The 12,823-nt window shown below is 67.6% G+C and carries 15 protein-coding genes; 11 read left to right on the top strand and 4 right to left on the bottom strand.

Annotated features, from left to right (window positions below):
* The first annotated feature begins 121 nt into the window (after nucleotides 1-121).
* From oscA to KF707C_RS00675, 6 genes are all read left to right on the top strand, one after another.
* Nucleotides 122-304 carry a sulfur starvation response protein OscA gene (oscA, locus tag KF707C_RS00700; RefSeq protein WP_003450009.1) on the top strand — a complete coding sequence of 61 codons (183 nt, stop codon included), beginning with the start codon at nucleotides 122-124 and terminating at the stop codon, nucleotides 302-304.
* 116 nt (nucleotides 305-420) lie between these two features.
* Nucleotides 421-1,416 carry a sulfate ABC transporter substrate-binding protein gene (locus KF707C_RS00695; protein ID WP_003450054.1) on the top strand — a complete coding sequence of 332 codons (996 nt, stop codon included), beginning with the start codon at nucleotides 421-423 and terminating at the stop codon, nucleotides 1,414-1,416.
* Nucleotides 1,417-1,502: 86 nt separating this feature from the next.
* Nucleotides 1,503-2,321, top strand: coding sequence for a sulfate ABC transporter permease subunit CysT (gene cysT, locus KF707C_RS00690; RefSeq protein WP_088193415.1), 819 nt, complete (start codon nucleotides 1,503-1,505; stop codon nucleotides 2,319-2,321).
* Between the two features lie 10 nt (nucleotides 2,322-2,331).
* Nucleotides 2,332-3,195 carry a sulfate ABC transporter permease subunit CysW gene (gene cysW / locus KF707C_RS00685; protein ID WP_096367995.1) on the top strand — a complete coding sequence of 288 codons (864 nt, stop codon included), beginning with the start codon at nucleotides 2,332-2,334 and terminating at the stop codon, nucleotides 3,193-3,195.
* 3 nt (nucleotides 3,196-3,198) lie between these two features.
* Nucleotides 3,199-4,188 carry a sulfate/molybdate ABC transporter ATP-binding protein gene (locus KF707C_RS00680; protein ID WP_096367994.1) on the top strand — a complete coding sequence of 330 codons (990 nt, stop codon included), beginning with the start codon at nucleotides 3,199-3,201 and terminating at the stop codon, nucleotides 4,186-4,188.
* A gap of 187 nt (nucleotides 4,189-4,375) precedes the next feature.
* Nucleotides 4,376-5,110: a hypothetical protein gene (locus KF707C_RS00675; protein WP_003454430.1), complete on the top strand. Its 735-nt coding sequence runs from the start codon at nucleotides 4,376-4,378 to the stop codon at nucleotides 5,108-5,110.
* A 21-nt stretch (nucleotides 5,111-5,131) separates the two neighbouring features.
* Here KF707C_RS00675 and KF707C_RS00670 read toward each other — a convergent pair whose 3' ends face one another.
* On the bottom strand, nucleotides 5,132-5,656 hold the full coding sequence (locus KF707C_RS00670; RefSeq protein WP_003454423.1) for an Mpo1 family 2-hydroxy fatty acid dioxygenase: 525 nt from the start codon (nucleotides 5,654-5,656) through the stop codon (nucleotides 5,132-5,134).
* A gap of 85 nt (nucleotides 5,657-5,741) precedes the next feature.
* Between KF707C_RS00670 and KF707C_RS00665 the strand changes: the two genes are divergently transcribed.
* The gene (locus KF707C_RS00665) at nucleotides 5,742-6,440 is read left to right on the top strand and encodes a Crp/Fnr family transcriptional regulator (protein WP_003454421.1); all 699 of its coding nucleotides are present in this window, start codon (nucleotides 5,742-5,744) and stop codon (nucleotides 6,438-6,440) included.
* 81 nt (nucleotides 6,441-6,521) lie between these two features.
* Here the strand turns inward: KF707C_RS00665 and KF707C_RS00660 are convergent, their stop codons facing one another.
* Nucleotides 6,522-7,445: an autotransporter outer membrane beta-barrel domain-containing protein gene (locus tag KF707C_RS00660; RefSeq protein WP_069776292.1), complete on the bottom strand. Its 924-nt coding sequence runs from the start codon at nucleotides 7,443-7,445 to the stop codon at nucleotides 6,522-6,524.
* Nucleotides 7,446-7,587: 142 nt separating this feature from the next.
* Here KF707C_RS00660 and KF707C_RS00655 point away from each other — a divergent pair, with 142 nt between their 5' ends.
* Both KF707C_RS00655 and KF707C_RS00650 read left to right on the top strand, forming a co-directional pair.
* Nucleotides 7,588-8,490 (top strand): EamA family transporter, encoded by a 903-nt coding sequence (locus KF707C_RS00655; protein WP_003454416.1) that lies wholly within the window; start codon nucleotides 7,588-7,590, stop codon nucleotides 8,488-8,490.
* Nucleotides 8,491-8,550: 60 nt separating this feature from the next.
* Nucleotides 8,551-9,471, top strand: coding sequence for a LysR family transcriptional regulator (locus KF707C_RS00650; RefSeq protein ID WP_003454415.1), 921 nt, complete (start codon nucleotides 8,551-8,553; stop codon nucleotides 9,469-9,471).
* Here KF707C_RS00650 and KF707C_RS00645 read toward each other — a convergent pair.
* On the bottom strand, nucleotides 9,460-10,032 hold the full coding sequence (locus KF707C_RS00645; protein ID WP_003454414.1) for a TetR/AcrR family transcriptional regulator: 573 nt from the start codon (nucleotides 10,030-10,032) through the stop codon (nucleotides 9,460-9,462). The genes KF707C_RS00650 and KF707C_RS00645 overlap by 12 nt on opposite strands.
* A gap of 89 nt (nucleotides 10,033-10,121) precedes the next feature.
* Between KF707C_RS00645 and KF707C_RS00640 the strand changes: the two genes are divergently transcribed.
* A complete protein-coding gene (locus KF707C_RS00640) occupies nucleotides 10,122-10,862 on the top strand; it encodes an SDR family oxidoreductase (RefSeq protein WP_003454413.1) in 741 nt (246 codons plus the stop codon).
* Nucleotides 10,863-10,933: 71 nt separating this feature from the next.
* Nucleotides 10,934-11,524 carry a 2-hydroxychromene-2-carboxylate isomerase gene (locus KF707C_RS00635; RefSeq protein ID WP_003454412.1) on the top strand — a complete coding sequence of 197 codons (591 nt, stop codon included), beginning with the start codon at nucleotides 10,934-10,936 and terminating at the stop codon, nucleotides 11,522-11,524.
* Here KF707C_RS00635 and KF707C_RS00630 read toward each other — a convergent pair.
* Complete coding sequence (locus KF707C_RS00630; protein WP_003454411.1) at nucleotides 11,521-12,738, bottom strand: HDOD domain-containing protein; 1,218 nt, start codon at nucleotides 12,736-12,738, stop codon at nucleotides 11,521-11,523. The two genes, KF707C_RS00635 and KF707C_RS00630, sit on opposite strands and share 4 nt — an antisense overlap.
* Between the last annotated feature and the right edge of the window lie 85 nt (nucleotides 12,739-12,823).

The raw sequence follows: 12,823 nt of genomic DNA, 5'->3' as shown, positions 1-12,823 counted from the left end.
CTATATAAAAATTCTTAAATAGTATTTTTAAGAATATATGGCAGCTGCTTAAGATCCGCTCCACGCCACGCGGAACCCTCTCCGTCCCACGCCGCGGGCCTCATATCCAAGGAGCACGATCATGAGCGCACCCCTTCGCAGCCTGGAAGGCCAGGACGATGCCGCCCTCCTGCGCGAAATCCAGAACGCCCTGCACGGCCTGCGTTTCGGTTCGGTGGAAATCACCCTGCATAACGGCCAGGTGGTGCAGATCGAGCGCAAGGAAAAATTCCGTCTGCAACCGCCGAACAACCGCACCAGCTGATCCACCCGCACAGGCCGAGACACGGCCGACCCAAGGCCCGACCGGACAGCCGGAGGGCGACTCGACAACCCCATCCAACCCGCCAACAGCACAAGATTCCCGTCAGGAGCTGCACCATGTCGATTCGCCGTTTCGCCCTCGCCACCCTCGCCAGCGCCCTGATCGCCGGCCCGGCCGCCGCCACCGAACTGCTCAACGTGTCCTACGACCCGACCCGCGAGCTCTATCAGGATTACAACGCCGCCTTCGCCAAGCATTGGAAGGCCCAGGGCGGCGACGATGTGAAGGTCCAGCAATCCCACGGCGGCTCAGGCAAGCAGGCCCGCGCCGTGATCGACGGCCTGAGGGCCGACGTGGTGACCCTGGCGCTGGCCGGCGACATCGACGAATTGCACAAGCTCGGCAAGCTGATCCCCGAGAACTGGCAGGCCCGCCTGCCCGACAACAGCACCCCCTACACCTCGACCATCGTGTTCCTGGTGCGCAAGGGCAATCCCAAGGGCATCAAGGACTGGGGCGACCTGACCAAGGCGGGCGTGGAAGTGATCACCCCGAACCCCAAGACCTCCGGCGGCGCCCGCTGGAACTTCCTCGCCGCCTGGGCCTGGGCGAAAAAGACCTACGGTAGCGACGCCAAGGCCCAGGAATACGTGAAGGCGCTGTACCAGCAGGTACCGGTACTGGACACCGGCGCTCGCGGCTCCACCATCACCTTCGTCAACAACAACATCGGCGACGTGCTGCTGGCCTGGGAGAACGAAGCCTTCCTGGCCCTCAAGGAGCAGGGTGGCGAGAACTTCGAGATCGTCGCCCCGAGTCTCTCGATCCTCGCCGAGCCGCCGGTATCCGTGGTGGACAGGAACGTCGACAAGAAGGGGACCCGCAAGGTGGCCGAGGCCTACCTGCAGTACCTCTACAGCGAAGAAGGCCAGCGCATCGCGGCGAAGCACTTCTACCGCCCGCGCAACGAGAAGGTGGCGGCGGAGTTCGCCAGCCAGTTCCCGAAACTGGACCTGGTGACCGTGGACAAGGACTTCAACGGCTGGAAGGAGGCGCAACCCAGGTTCTTCAACGACGGCGGCATCTTCGACCAGATCTACCAAGCCCATTGATCCCCAGGGTGCGCTGCGCGTACCAGCCGCCAGCAGGAATGCAGGCCCCGCGCGCGGCGCCCCTACTTCACGTACAGGTCCATTCCATGTCCCGCCGAACGTCCCCGGTCATACCCGGCTTCGGGCTGACCCTGGGGTACACCCTGGTGTACCTCAGCCTGTTGGTGCTGATTCCCCTGGGCGCCCTGTTCCTCAAGACCTTCGACCTCACCTGGGCGCAGTTCTGGAACATCGTCAGCGCACCCCGCGTGCTCGCCGCGCTCAAGCTCAGCTTCGGCACCGCGCTCGCCGCCGCCGTGCTCAACGGCATCATCGGCACCCTGCTGGCCTGGGTGCTGGTGCGCTACGAGTTCTTCGGCCGCAAGGTCATCGAGGCCATGGTCGACCTGCCCTTCGCCCTGCCCACCGCGGTCGCCGGCATCGCCCTCACCGCGCTCTACGCGCCGGCCGGCCTGGTGGGCCAGTTCGCCACCGACCTCGGTTTCAAGATCGCCTATACCCCGCTGGGCATCACCCTGGCGCTGACCTTCGTCACCCTGCCCTTCGTGGTGCGCACGGTGCAGCCGGTGCTGGCCGACATCCCCCGCGAGGTGGAAGAGGCGGCTGCCTGCCTGGGCGCGAAGCCCCTGCAGGTGTTCCGCCACGTGCTGCTGCCGGCCCTGCTGCCCGCCTGGCTGACCGGCTTCGCCCTGGCCTTCGCCCGGGGCGTGGGCGAGTACGGCTCGGTGATCTTCATCGCCGGCAACATGCCGATGAAGACCGAGATCCTGCCGCTGCTGATCATGGTCAAGCTGGACCAGTACGACTACGCCGGCGCCACCGCCATCGGCGTGCTGATGCTGGTGGTGTCCTTCCTCCTGCTGCTGCTGATCAACCTGCTGCAACGCCGCATCGAGACCCCCTGAGGAGAGCGCCATGAGTTCCGCAACCCTGACCTCCGTCAGCGCAGCCCGCCGTGGCAGCGCCTGGGGACGCCGCCTGCTGATCGGTGCCGCCTGGCTGGCCTTCGTGCTATTCCTCGTGCTGCCGCTCCTGGTGGTGTTGAGCGAGGCCCTGAAGATGGGCCTGGGCACCTTCTTCGCGGCCATCCTCGAGCCCGACGCCCTGTCCGCCCTCAAGCTGACGCTGATCGCCGTGGGCATCTCGGTACCGCTGAACCTGGTGTTCGGCGTGGCCGCCGCCTGGTGCGTGAGCAAGTACGAGTTCCGCGGCAAGAGCCTGCTGGTGACCCTGATCGACCTGCCGTTCTCGGTATCGCCGGTGATCGCGGGCCTGATCTACGTGCTGCTGTTCGGCGCCCAGGGCTACTTCGGCGAATGGCTGATGGACCGTGACATCCAGATCGTCTTCGCCGTGCCCGGCATCGTCCTGGCCACCCTCTTCGTCACGGTGCCCTTCGTCGCCCGCGAACTGATCCCGCTGATGCAGGAGCAGGGCACCCAGGAAGAGGAAGCCGCGCGCCTGCTGGGCGCCAGCGGCTGGCAGATGTTCCGGCACGTGACCCTGCCCAACATCAAATGGGGCCTGATCTATGGCGTGGTGCTCTGCACCGCGCGGGCCATGGGCGAGTTCGGCGCGGTATCGGTGGTGTCCGGCCACATCCGTGGCGTCACCAACACCCTGCCGCTGCATGTCGAGATCCTCTACAACGAGTACAACCACGCCGCCGCCTTCAGCGTCGCCAGCCTGTTGCTGGCCCTGGCGCTGTGCATCCTGCTGCTCAAGCAGTGGAGCGAATCCCGTCTGTCCCGCCTACGTCACAGCGACGCGGAGGAGTAAGCCATGTCCATCGAAATCCGTAATGTCAGCAAGACCTTCGGCGCCTTCCGCGCGCTCGACGACATCAACCTGGATATCCACAGCGGCGAGCTCGTGGCCCTGCTCGGCCCGTCCGGCTGCGGCAAGACCAGCCTGCTGCGCATCATCGCCGGCCTGGAAACGCCGGATGCCGGCAGCATCCAGTTCCATGGCGAGGACGTCTCCGGCCACGACGTGCGTGATCGCAACGTCGGCTTCGTGTTCCAGCACTACGCCCTGTTCCGCCACATGACCGTGTTCGACAACGTCGCCTTCGGCCTGCGGATGAAGCCCAGGGGCGAGCGCCCGAGCGAGAAGCGGATCGCCGAGAAGGTCCACGAGCTGCTGAACATGGTGCAGCTGGACTGGCTCGCCGACCGCTACCCGGAGCAGCTTTCCGGTGGCCAGCGCCAGCGGATCGCCCTCGCCCGCGCCCTGGCGGTGGAGCCGAAGATCCTGCTGCTGGACGAGCCCTTCGGCGCGCTGGACGCCAAGGTGCGCAAGGAGCTGCGCCGCTGGCTGGCGCGCCTGCACGAGGACATCAACCTGACCTCGGTGTTCGTCACCCACGACCAGGAAGAAGCCATGGAAGTGGCCGACCGCATCGTGGTCATGAACAAGGGCGTGATCGAGCAGATCGGCTCCCCGGGCGAGGTCTACGAGAAGCCCGCCAGCGACTTCGTCTACCACTTCCTCGGCGACTCCAACCGCCTGCACCTGGGCGATGAGCGGCACCTACTGTTCCGGCCCCACGAGGTGTCCCTGTCCCGCGGCGAGGAGGCCGAACACCGCGCCGCCCAGGTCCGCGACATCCGCCCGCTGGGCGCGATCACCCGGGTAACACTCAAGGTCGAGGGCCAGGACGAGCTGATCGAAGCCGAGGTGGTCAAGGACCATGACAGCCTGGTGGGCCTGGTCCGGGGCGAGACGCTGTTCTTCAAGCCCAAGGCCTGGCAGAAAGCCGTGGGCGCATGACTGGAACGGGTACCCCGGCGACGCGCCAGGGGTCGCCGCGCCGCGCGCACTGGCAGGTGGAACCTGAAAGCGCGACACAGCCCACAACAAATCACTCTTTCGGGTAATAGCCTCGAGGCCAAGGCACAGTAGGCTGTGCCGCTCATTCCACGACTCCTCAAGAACAACAAGAACAGGAGCAACCACGATGATCCGCAAGGTCCTGCTGTACCCGCTGTTCTGGCTGCTGCTCGCCCTCTCCGACCCGGCCCATGCCCAGTTGTCGGCGGCGACACTGGCCCAGGTCCACGCCTGCCGCGCCACCAGCAGCCTGCTGCTGTTCCGCGGAGAAGGCTTCCAGGACACCCACGCCGCCCGCATGAAGGCCGACCTCGCCGCCCTGGACACCGCCTACCGGCGCATCGCCGACCCCGGCGAGACGCTGGCCAGCGCCCACGCCAACCTGCTGGAACAACTGCGGCGAGGCGCCACCTTCGGCCCCCGCGAAGAGGACGTGCCCTGGCGTTATCCACAGGAGCTGGCCAAGGCCCTGCGGGACTTCCTCATCGCCGCCCGCACCCGGGAGGACGCCTCCGAGGCCGACGCACTGCCGGCCAAGGTGGAATACCTGAACGTGCAATACCTGAGCCGCGCCTACATCGGCACCTTCGAGATCGCCCGGGAGGACGGTGGCATCTACGTCGGCCAGGACGAGCGCCTGCTGCTGCCGGCCATCGACCAGGCCCTGGCGCCCCTGGACGACAAGGCCGACCCGAGCCTGGCGAGGCTGAAGACCCGCTGGAGCTTCCTCAAGACGGCGCTGGCGGACCTCAACAGCCAGAGCAATGCCCTGGTCAGCGCGTCCGGCCGGCCCTACGCGCCCATGGTGGTGGACCGCCATGCCAGATCCATGAGCACGGCGTTGCTGGCGAAAGGCGATTGAAGGCGCCGACTCGCGTCAACCTCAGACCGCCGCCTTCTTCTCGCGGATGCAGGTGGGACCGGCGCGCTCCTCCACGGCGCGCTCGACCTCCCTGCGCAGGCCCATCAGGAAGCCCAGCTCGGCCAACACGAACAGTGGGCCGACGATCAGGCCCGACAGGTCGTCGACGAAGGCCGGCTTGCGCCCCTCGTAGTGGTGACCGACGAACTGGATGATCCAGCCCACCACGAACAGCGCGAGCCCCACGCCGAGCCACAGGGCGGTGCTCTGCACGGCGAGGCCGGCGCCCACCCAGAGACAGAGCAGCAGCACCATGGCCATCACCAGGCCGTAGGCGCCATCGAGGCGGAAGTAGAAGCGGGCGGACAGCAGGCTCACCAGCGCCGCAGGTGACAGCCAGAGGCCGAAGGCCTCGAAGCCCGGGCGGGACAGCAGCACGGCCACCGCCAGCACGATCATCGGGATACCGACGAAGTGGGTGGCGATGTTGCGGCGGTCGCGGTGGTACTCGGCGTACTGGCCAAGATGGTCGATGAGGGTTTTCATTGTCCTGGTCCTCAGGTTCGCGGGCGGTTGCGCGAATGATGGCGCCCCGCACCGGACAACCTCTGTCAGCTAGCCGACAAAGCCCATGAATGAATTCAAGCACCTTCCCGACCTGCTGCTCACCGGCCACTGGTTCAGCCAGTTGCCCGTCGGCCTGCGCGACGCGCTCCTGGCCATGGCCCAACTGCGGCGACTGGCCCCCGGACAGCGCCTGTTCCGTCGGGGCGACCCACCTTGCGGCCTCTATGCCGTGCTGGAAGGCGCGATGCGCGTCGGCAGCATCGGCGAAAGCGGCAAGGAAGCCTTGCTGGTGCTGGTGGAGCCGCCCCACTGGTTCGGCGAGATTTCCCTGTTCGACGGCCAGCCCCGCACCCACGACGCCTTCGCCGAAGGCCAGGTGACCCTGCTGCACCTGCCCCAGGTGCCCTTGCTGGCGCTGCTGGAACGGGAGCCCCGCTACTGGCGGGAGATCGCCCTGCTGATGAGCCAGAAGCTGCGCCTGGCCTTCATCGCCCTGGAGGAGATGAGCCTGTTGCCGGCGCCCCAGCGACTGGCCCGGCGGCTCCTGATGATCGCCGAGGGGTACGGCGCCCTCAGCGGCCAGCGGCGGGTGCTGCATCTGGCCCAGGAGCCGTTGGCGATGATGCTGGCGATCTCGCGCCAGACCACCAACCAGATCCTCAAGGAACTCGAAGCCCAGGGCGCCGTGCGCCTGACCTACGGCGAAATCGAGATCCTCGACCCCGACCTGCTCAAGCGCGCGGCCCAGGGCAAGACGCCCTGAGGCGAGCCCTCTTGCGACCCCCGAGATCGCATGCCTTCGGGCACGCCTTCCCCGTTCAACAGCATCCCGGGCCCCAGTGCCCTAGAAGCGCAGGCTCAACCTCGCCGTCAGGCCGTTGTCCCGCCCGTCCTCCGCGTAGGTGCCGTTGTAGAACAGCCCCAGGTAGGCCGCTTCGACCAGTTGATAGTCCGCGCCCAGGTCGAGGCGGAAGGCGTCGCGCAGCAAGGCCGCATCACCGCCACTCGCGTCCTGCAGGCGGCTGTCGCTGAAGGCATGGCGCCATCCGGCGCCGAGTCGTGTGGTGAGACGCCGGCCGGAGCCGAGGTCGAAGCGGGTGGTGCCGCGCAATCCGAAGGTGCCATAGCCCAACTCGTCCCGCTGGCTGCCCGTGGTGGCGATGGCGTCGCTGTCCAGCCGCAGGTAGGCCAGTTCGGTGTAACCCTCGACACTGAAATCACGGAAATCCAGCGAATAGCCGAGCTCGCCGAACACCTGGTCGGCATCGCCATCGGCCGCGCGTCCGTCGCCGTCATGGGCACTCCAGGCCGCCCCCAGTTTCACACCGATCTGGTTGTAGACCTTGGTGCCGGCATAGGCCCCCAGATGCAGGCTGTGGATATCCGCCCCCGCGCCGCTCAGGTCCATCGAGGTGGCCGAGTAGCCGCCCATGCCTCCCACCAGCCAGTCTCCCAGGGGCCGTTCGGCACCCAGCAGCATGCCCGCAAGATCCCGCTCCCGACGGGGTGCGCGATGGTCGGCGTCCACCGATCCCCGGCTGCCGAAGGCGCGGGCCCAGGCGGGTTGCTGCCCCTCTTCCAGGGGCGGCTCACGGAAGGAGAAGCGCAGTTGCTGGATGCGTTCCGATGCCGCGTCGCGCAGGAAGTGACTGTCCTCCAGCAGCGTCGCGCGACTGGCGGCGGCCAGTTCGTCGCCGGGAGTGGGCAAGGCCACCAACAGGGCACAACTGCCGCAGAGTATCGCGGGCGATCGAGGGAACCTGGACATCGGGGGGCTTCCGGATAGGAACTTGGATAACTCTAGCCCCTGATCAGGTCATGCATTTTTTCGAGTGTCCATCGGCATTTCTGGTTTGCCGGACCCACTGCGGACGGCTGCAATGGCCCTCCGTCCAACAAGGAGCCATGCCATGCGCCAGCCACCCTCCCCCGCCTTGGGCGCCCACGCGTCGATGCTGCTCTGGGCGCTTCTGGTGGCGCTGTCGTTCTTCGCCGCCGCCGAGGTGAACCCGGCCCTCGACGCGCTGCCCCTGACCGCCCTGCGCCTGCTCCTGTCCGGCTGCCTGTTCCTGCCTTTCCTGCTCCTGCGCCGCCCCGCCCTGCCCGGTGCTCGCGCCCTGCTGGCCCACGCCGTGCTGGGCGCTCTGCTGGCGATGTACTTCGGTGGCCTGTTCGAGGCCCTGAAGCGCACCCGAGCACTGGACACCGCCCTGCTCTACGTCAGTGTTCCACTGCTGACCCTCGGCGCCGAACGCCTGCTGCTGGACCGTCCGGTGTTGCAGCGCCTCTGGCCCACCCTGGTAGCCGCCCTCGGGGCGCTGGCCCTGCTGGGCCTGGAGAACGCCCATTTCGACGCCTACGCCTACGGCGTCTACGGCCTGGGCTGCCTGGCCATGGCCGGCTACGGTCCCTTGAGCCAACGCCTGAAACCCTGGCTTGGCCCCGAGCGCGGCGCCGCCTCCCTGGCCTCTGGCAACCTGCTGGCCGGAGGCGTGCTGCTGGCCCTGGCCTGCACCCTGGGCCAGCGCTGGGAGGGCCTTCAGGGCCTCTCCAGCCGGGACCTGGGCTGGCTGCTCTACCTGGCGCTGACCGCCACCCTGGCCACCTTCTGGCTGCTGCACCGGGCCATTCACTGGCTGCCACCGGCCACCGTGATCGCCTACAGCTATGTCAGCGGCCTCTTCGCCCTGCTGCTGCAAAGCGCCTGGCTGCAACAGATGCCCGCCCCCCTGGCCTGGCTGGGCACGGGGCTGATCGCCCTCGGCATCGCCTGGCTGGCGCGATTGAGCCCGGTGCGGGTCGCCACGACATGAACGCTTGCCAGCCCATCGGGTAACCGCTCTGATGACAGCCTCCCACCTTGGAACGCCCAGATGCTGCTCGCCAACGCCCTCCGCAAGATCGACTTCCAGGACCTGCTGGTCTTCCTCGAGATCTGCGAGCGCCAGCATCTGGGCGAAGTCGCCGAGGCTCTGAACCTCAGCGCATCCAGCGTCAGCTACAGCCTGAAGAAATTGCGCGGCTGCTTCGATGACGAGCTGTTCATTGCCACCCGCAGCGGCATGCGTCCCACCCGCAAGGCGCTGGCCATGCGGCCCCAGGTTCGCACCATGGTGGAGATGATGAACGGTTGCCACGGCGACCAGGGTGCCTTCGACCCCTGCCAGGCGCCACGCACCTTCCGGCTCTGCGCGCCGGAGTATTTCGAACTGCTGATCCTCCCCGCGCTGCTGCGTCGACTGAACGACGCGGGCTACCCGGTGAGCCTGGACGTGCAGCGCCTGGGCCGGGATATTCCCGCCGAAGCCCTGGTTCAGGGCGGGCTGGACCTGGCGCTGGGCTTCGGCCCCAACCTGCATCGCGCCCATCCCGCGCTGATGAGCCTGGCACTGCTGAAGGACGAGCTGCTCTGCATCAGGGATGCGGCGAGTGCGCCGGTGAATGACCTCGACGACTTCTGCGCCCGCCGTCAGGTGTTCCCGACGCCCTGGAACTCGGAGCGCAACATGATCGACGGCTGGTTGCAGGAGCAGGGACGCGCCCGGCAGATCGCCGCCCGCACCAACAACTACCTCGCCGCCCTGCAGCTGATTCCCCACAGCGACCTGCTGCTGGTGCTGCCGGAACGGGTGTATGAGCGCCTGGGGGACGCGCGAACGGCCCGAAGCCCGCTCCCCGGGCTACCGAGCTTCTCCCTGGAAATGCTCTGGGCCCAGCCGTTCGACCAGGACCCGGCCAACCTCTGGCTGCGGGAGCAGATTCTCAGCGTGTGTGCCGAGCAGTCACTGCTCTAGCCGTTCGTCCAGAACGCGGTCGAGCAAGCTTCGGCTGGATGCCAATACCTCGGCCTGCGTCGTCTCGCTGGCCAGCATGCGCGCGACCACCAGCGCACCGACGCATTGGGCGATCAGCGCCCAGGCCAGTTCGTCATCCCCAAGGATCTCGGCCCAGGCCCGCTGGAGCTGCTGCATCCAGTGCTCGGCCCGTTCCCGGACAGCCTCGTCGGCGCGGGCGATCTCCGCGCCCAGGGCCGGGATGGCGCAACCGGATTCCGGATGCCGCACATGGGCCATGCAGAGGTAGTGGTCGAGGCAGCGGTCCAGCCTGTCGCGGCTGAAGCCGGACTCCTGGGTGATCCGGCCGATGAGGCTGCGGGACAGTTCACGCTGGACGATGGCGCTGAAGAGGTCGTCCTTCGAGGGGAAGTGGCTGTAGAAGGCGCCGCCGGTCAGGCCGATGGCCTTCATCAGGCCATCGACGCCGGTGGTGGCGAAGCCGCCGCGCTTGGCGAGCGCGGCGCTGCTTTCCAGCAGCTTCTCCCGGGTTTCTTCCTTGTGACTGGCGGAATAACGCATGGCGACCCCCTCGCTCGATCTGGCTTGACGCGTCGCGAAGGGTAACATAACGTCCGTTTACCTAACGATCGTTCATCAAGGTGAAGCGCATGCCCAGCGAGCCCCATAACAAGAAAGTCGTACTGGTGATCGGTGCCGGTGATTCCACGGGGGGCGCCATCGCCAGGCGCTTCGCCCGCGAGGGTTACATCGCCTGCATGACCCGCCGCAACGCCGAAAAACTGCAGCCCCTGGTGGACGCCATCCGCGCCGAAGGCTTCGAAGCCCACGGCTTCGGCTCCGACGCCCGCAAGGAAGACGAGGTCGCCGAACTGGTGGAAACCATCGAGCGGGACATCGGCCCCATCGAGGCCTTCGTCTTCAACATCGGCGCCAACGTGCCCTGCAGCATCCTCGACGAGACTGCGCGCAAGTACTTCAAGATCTGGGAAATGGCCTGCTTCTCCGGCTTCCTCACCAGCCAGGCCGTGGCGCGCCGCATGGTCGCCCGTGGGCGCGGCACGCTGCTGTTCACCGGCGCCACCGCCGGCCTGCGTGGCGCCGCCGGGTTCGCCGCCTTCGCCGGCGCCAAGCACGCCCTGCGCGCGCTGGCCCAGAGCATGGCGCGGGAGTTGGGGCCGAAGAACATCCACGTGGCCCATGTGGTGGTGGATGGCGCCATCGACACCGACTTCATCCGCGACAACTTCCCCGAACGCTACGCCCTGAAGGACCAGGACGGCATCCTCGACCCCGAGCACATCGCCGAGAACTACTGGTACCTGCACAGCCAGCCCCGGGATGCCTGGACCTTCGAGCTCGACCTGCGCCCCTGGATCGAACGCTGGTGATCAGCGCTCTGTCCTTGCGGCCTCGATGAGGTGCCGCTCCTCCGGAATCAGGAACGACAAGAGAAAAACAAATGACCAAGACCCTTGAGTTCTACTTCGACCTCGGCAGCCCGGCCAGCTACCTGGCCTGGACCCAGCTGCCAGGTATCTGCGCCCGCCAGAGTGCCGAGTTGCGCTACCGGCCCATGCTGCTGGGCGGGGTGTTCCAGGCCACCGGCAACGCGTCGCCGGCCGCCGTCCCGGCCAAGGCCCGGCACAGCATGATCGACCTGCAGCGCTTCGCCCGCCGCTACGGCGTACCGATGCACTTCAATCCGTACTTCCCCATCAACACCCTGACCCTGATGCGCGGCGCCATCGGCTTGCAACTGCGCCAGCCGGAACGCTTCGAGGCCTACCTGGAGGCGATGTTCCGCGCCCTCTGGGAGAACAAGCGCAATCTCGGCGACCCCGCCGTGCTGGCGGCCACGCTGCAGGACGCCGGGTTCGACCCGCAGGCGTTGCTCAGCCTGGCAAGCGATCAGGCGGTCAAGGACGCCCTGAAGTCCGCCACTGAGGAAGCCGTCCGCCGGGGCGTGTTCGGTGCGCCCACCTGCTTCGTCGGCGATGAGATGTTCTTCGGCCAGGACCGGCTGGATTTCGTCGAGGAGGCGCTGGCCTAACCGGGCATCACACTGGGCTTGGACGCCAGCACGCTGGCGTCCAAGCCGAGCATCCGCGCGGCCTTGTGCCGGGCCAGGGGGCGGGCGTCGGCGCCTTCGGGCAGCTCCGCGACGAGACGGGCGATGTGCAGGATCAGCCCGTCACGGGAATGCACACCGCCTCCCAGCTGGAACGCCGCCGCGATCAATTGGCGCAGTTCCAGCGGCAGGCGCCAGCGAGTACGCAGCGCCGAACCGAACGGGGCGCCGTGCTTGCGCAACGCCGCCTCCACGTCGTCGTCGACCAATGCCCGGCCACCGGAGTCCCGCCAGGCCTGGATGCTCCGCAGCACCGCGAGGTCCCCCAGCAGATGCAAGAGACCTGCGGTGTAGCAGCGCTCGGCGTCGCCCTCCAGGCATTGGGCAAGCCAGCGCGCCGTCTCCGCGGTGCGCTGGGACTGCTGCCAGATGCGCTCGCCGTGGGGCAACAGCAGCGGGTCGCCGAGGCTGACGCTGCGCTGCAGCGCCAGGCCCAGCGCCAGGTTGAGGCTGTACTTCGCGCCCAGGCGGGACAATGCCTGGGGCAACGTCTGGCAGGCGCTTCCCACATGCCGAGCGGCGCTGTTGGCGGCGGCGATGAGCTGGCCGGTGAGCTGCGGGTCACGGCGAAACAACGGCTCCAGGTCCGCGAGATCCCGCTGATGGGCGTTCAGGGCCAGTTCGAGCGCCTCCAGCACCTCGGTCAACAGGGGCGCTCCGGCCGAGCCGTCGCGGGCCTCGCTCAGGTAATCGTCCAGCTCCCGGGTCGCGTCCACCGCCGGCATCGGGCAGGCGATCTCTTCCCCGGGCTCGAGCAGCAGGTTGCGCAAGCGCTTGAGCAGGTCCTCGGTGTTGAAAGGCTTGGCCAGGTAGGCGGTCGGTGCGAGGGGCAGTGCGGCACGCACGCTGGCGGCATCCACCCGGTCGGTGAGGAGAAAGAAGGGGACCGGCGGATGGCGACGCTGCCGACGGACTTCCCGCAGCAACTCCAGGCCGCCGATGCCGGGCAGGCCGTAATCGACGATCAGCAGGTCGGGCCAGCCGTCGACGCACTGCTCCAGGACGGCATTGCTGTCCGCCAGCACCTTGAGGTTGGCGTCGCAGCGCGCCTTGCGCACCAGCTCCGCGAGCAGTTCGGCGCTCCAGCGATCAGGGTCGGCAATCAGCACCCGGGGTGCCTGTTGGGGTTCAGCCATGGGTGGCCTCGGTCTCAAACGCTACTGCATCCCCGGCCGATCGACGGAAGGCCCGGGTTCCAGCGGACACTCCAGCAGACTAGCC

This window comes from Pseudomonas furukawaii (assembly GCF_002355475.1).
GTDB classification, from domain to species: domain Bacteria; phylum Pseudomonadota; class Gammaproteobacteria; order Pseudomonadales; family Pseudomonadaceae; genus Metapseudomonas; species Metapseudomonas furukawaii.
This window is presented reverse-complemented; position numbering and strand designations above follow the sequence as displayed.

Excerpts from the sequence above, each read along its gene's own strand:
- KF707C_RS00665 (WP_003454421.1), top strand. The coding sequence starts at position 5,742 with ATGAATGAATTCAAGCACCTTCCCGACCTGCTGCTCACCGGCCACTGG.
- cysW (WP_096367995.1), top strand. The coding sequence starts at position 2,332 with ATGAGTTCCGCAACCCTGACCTCCGTCAGCGCAGCCCGCCGTGGCAGC.
- KF707C_RS00640 (WP_003454413.1), top strand. The coding sequence starts at position 10,122 with ATGCCCAGCGAGCCCCATAACAAGAAAGTCGTACTGGTGATCGGTGCC.
- KF707C_RS00630 (WP_003454411.1), bottom strand. The coding sequence starts at position 12,738 with ATGGCTGAACCCCAACAGGCACCCCGGGTGCTGATTGCCGACCCTGAT.
- KF707C_RS00675 (WP_003454430.1), top strand. The coding sequence starts at position 4,376 with ATGATCCGCAAGGTCCTGCTGTACCCGCTGTTCTGGCTGCTGCTCGCC.
- cysT (WP_088193415.1), top strand. The coding sequence starts at position 1,503 with ATGTCCCGCCGAACGTCCCCGGTCATACCCGGCTTCGGGCTGACCCTG.
- KF707C_RS00680 (WP_096367994.1), top strand. The coding sequence starts at position 3,199 with ATGTCCATCGAAATCCGTAATGTCAGCAAGACCTTCGGCGCCTTCCGC.
- KF707C_RS00695 (WP_003450054.1), top strand. The coding sequence starts at position 421 with ATGTCGATTCGCCGTTTCGCCCTCGCCACCCTCGCCAGCGCCCTGATC.
- KF707C_RS00655 (WP_003454416.1), top strand. The coding sequence starts at position 7,588 with ATGCGCCAGCCACCCTCCCCCGCCTTGGGCGCCCACGCGTCGATGCTG.
- KF707C_RS00650 (WP_003454415.1), top strand. The coding sequence starts at position 8,551 with ATGCTGCTCGCCAACGCCCTCCGCAAGATCGACTTCCAGGACCTGCTG.
- KF707C_RS00670 (WP_003454423.1), bottom strand. The coding sequence starts at position 5,656 with ATGAAAACCCTCATCGACCATCTTGGCCAGTACGCCGAGTACCACCGC.
- KF707C_RS00660 (WP_069776292.1), bottom strand. The coding sequence starts at position 7,445 with ATGTCCAGGTTCCCTCGATCGCCCGCGATACTCTGCGGCAGTTGTGCC.
- oscA (WP_003450009.1), top strand. The coding sequence starts at position 122 with ATGAGCGCACCCCTTCGCAGCCTGGAAGGCCAGGACGATGCCGCCCTC.
- KF707C_RS00645 (WP_003454414.1), bottom strand. The coding sequence starts at position 10,032 with ATGCGTTATTCCGCCAGTCACAAGGAAGAAACCCGGGAGAAGCTGCTG.
- KF707C_RS00635 (WP_003454412.1), top strand. The coding sequence starts at position 10,934 with ATGACCAAGACCCTTGAGTTCTACTTCGACCTCGGCAGCCCGGCCAGC.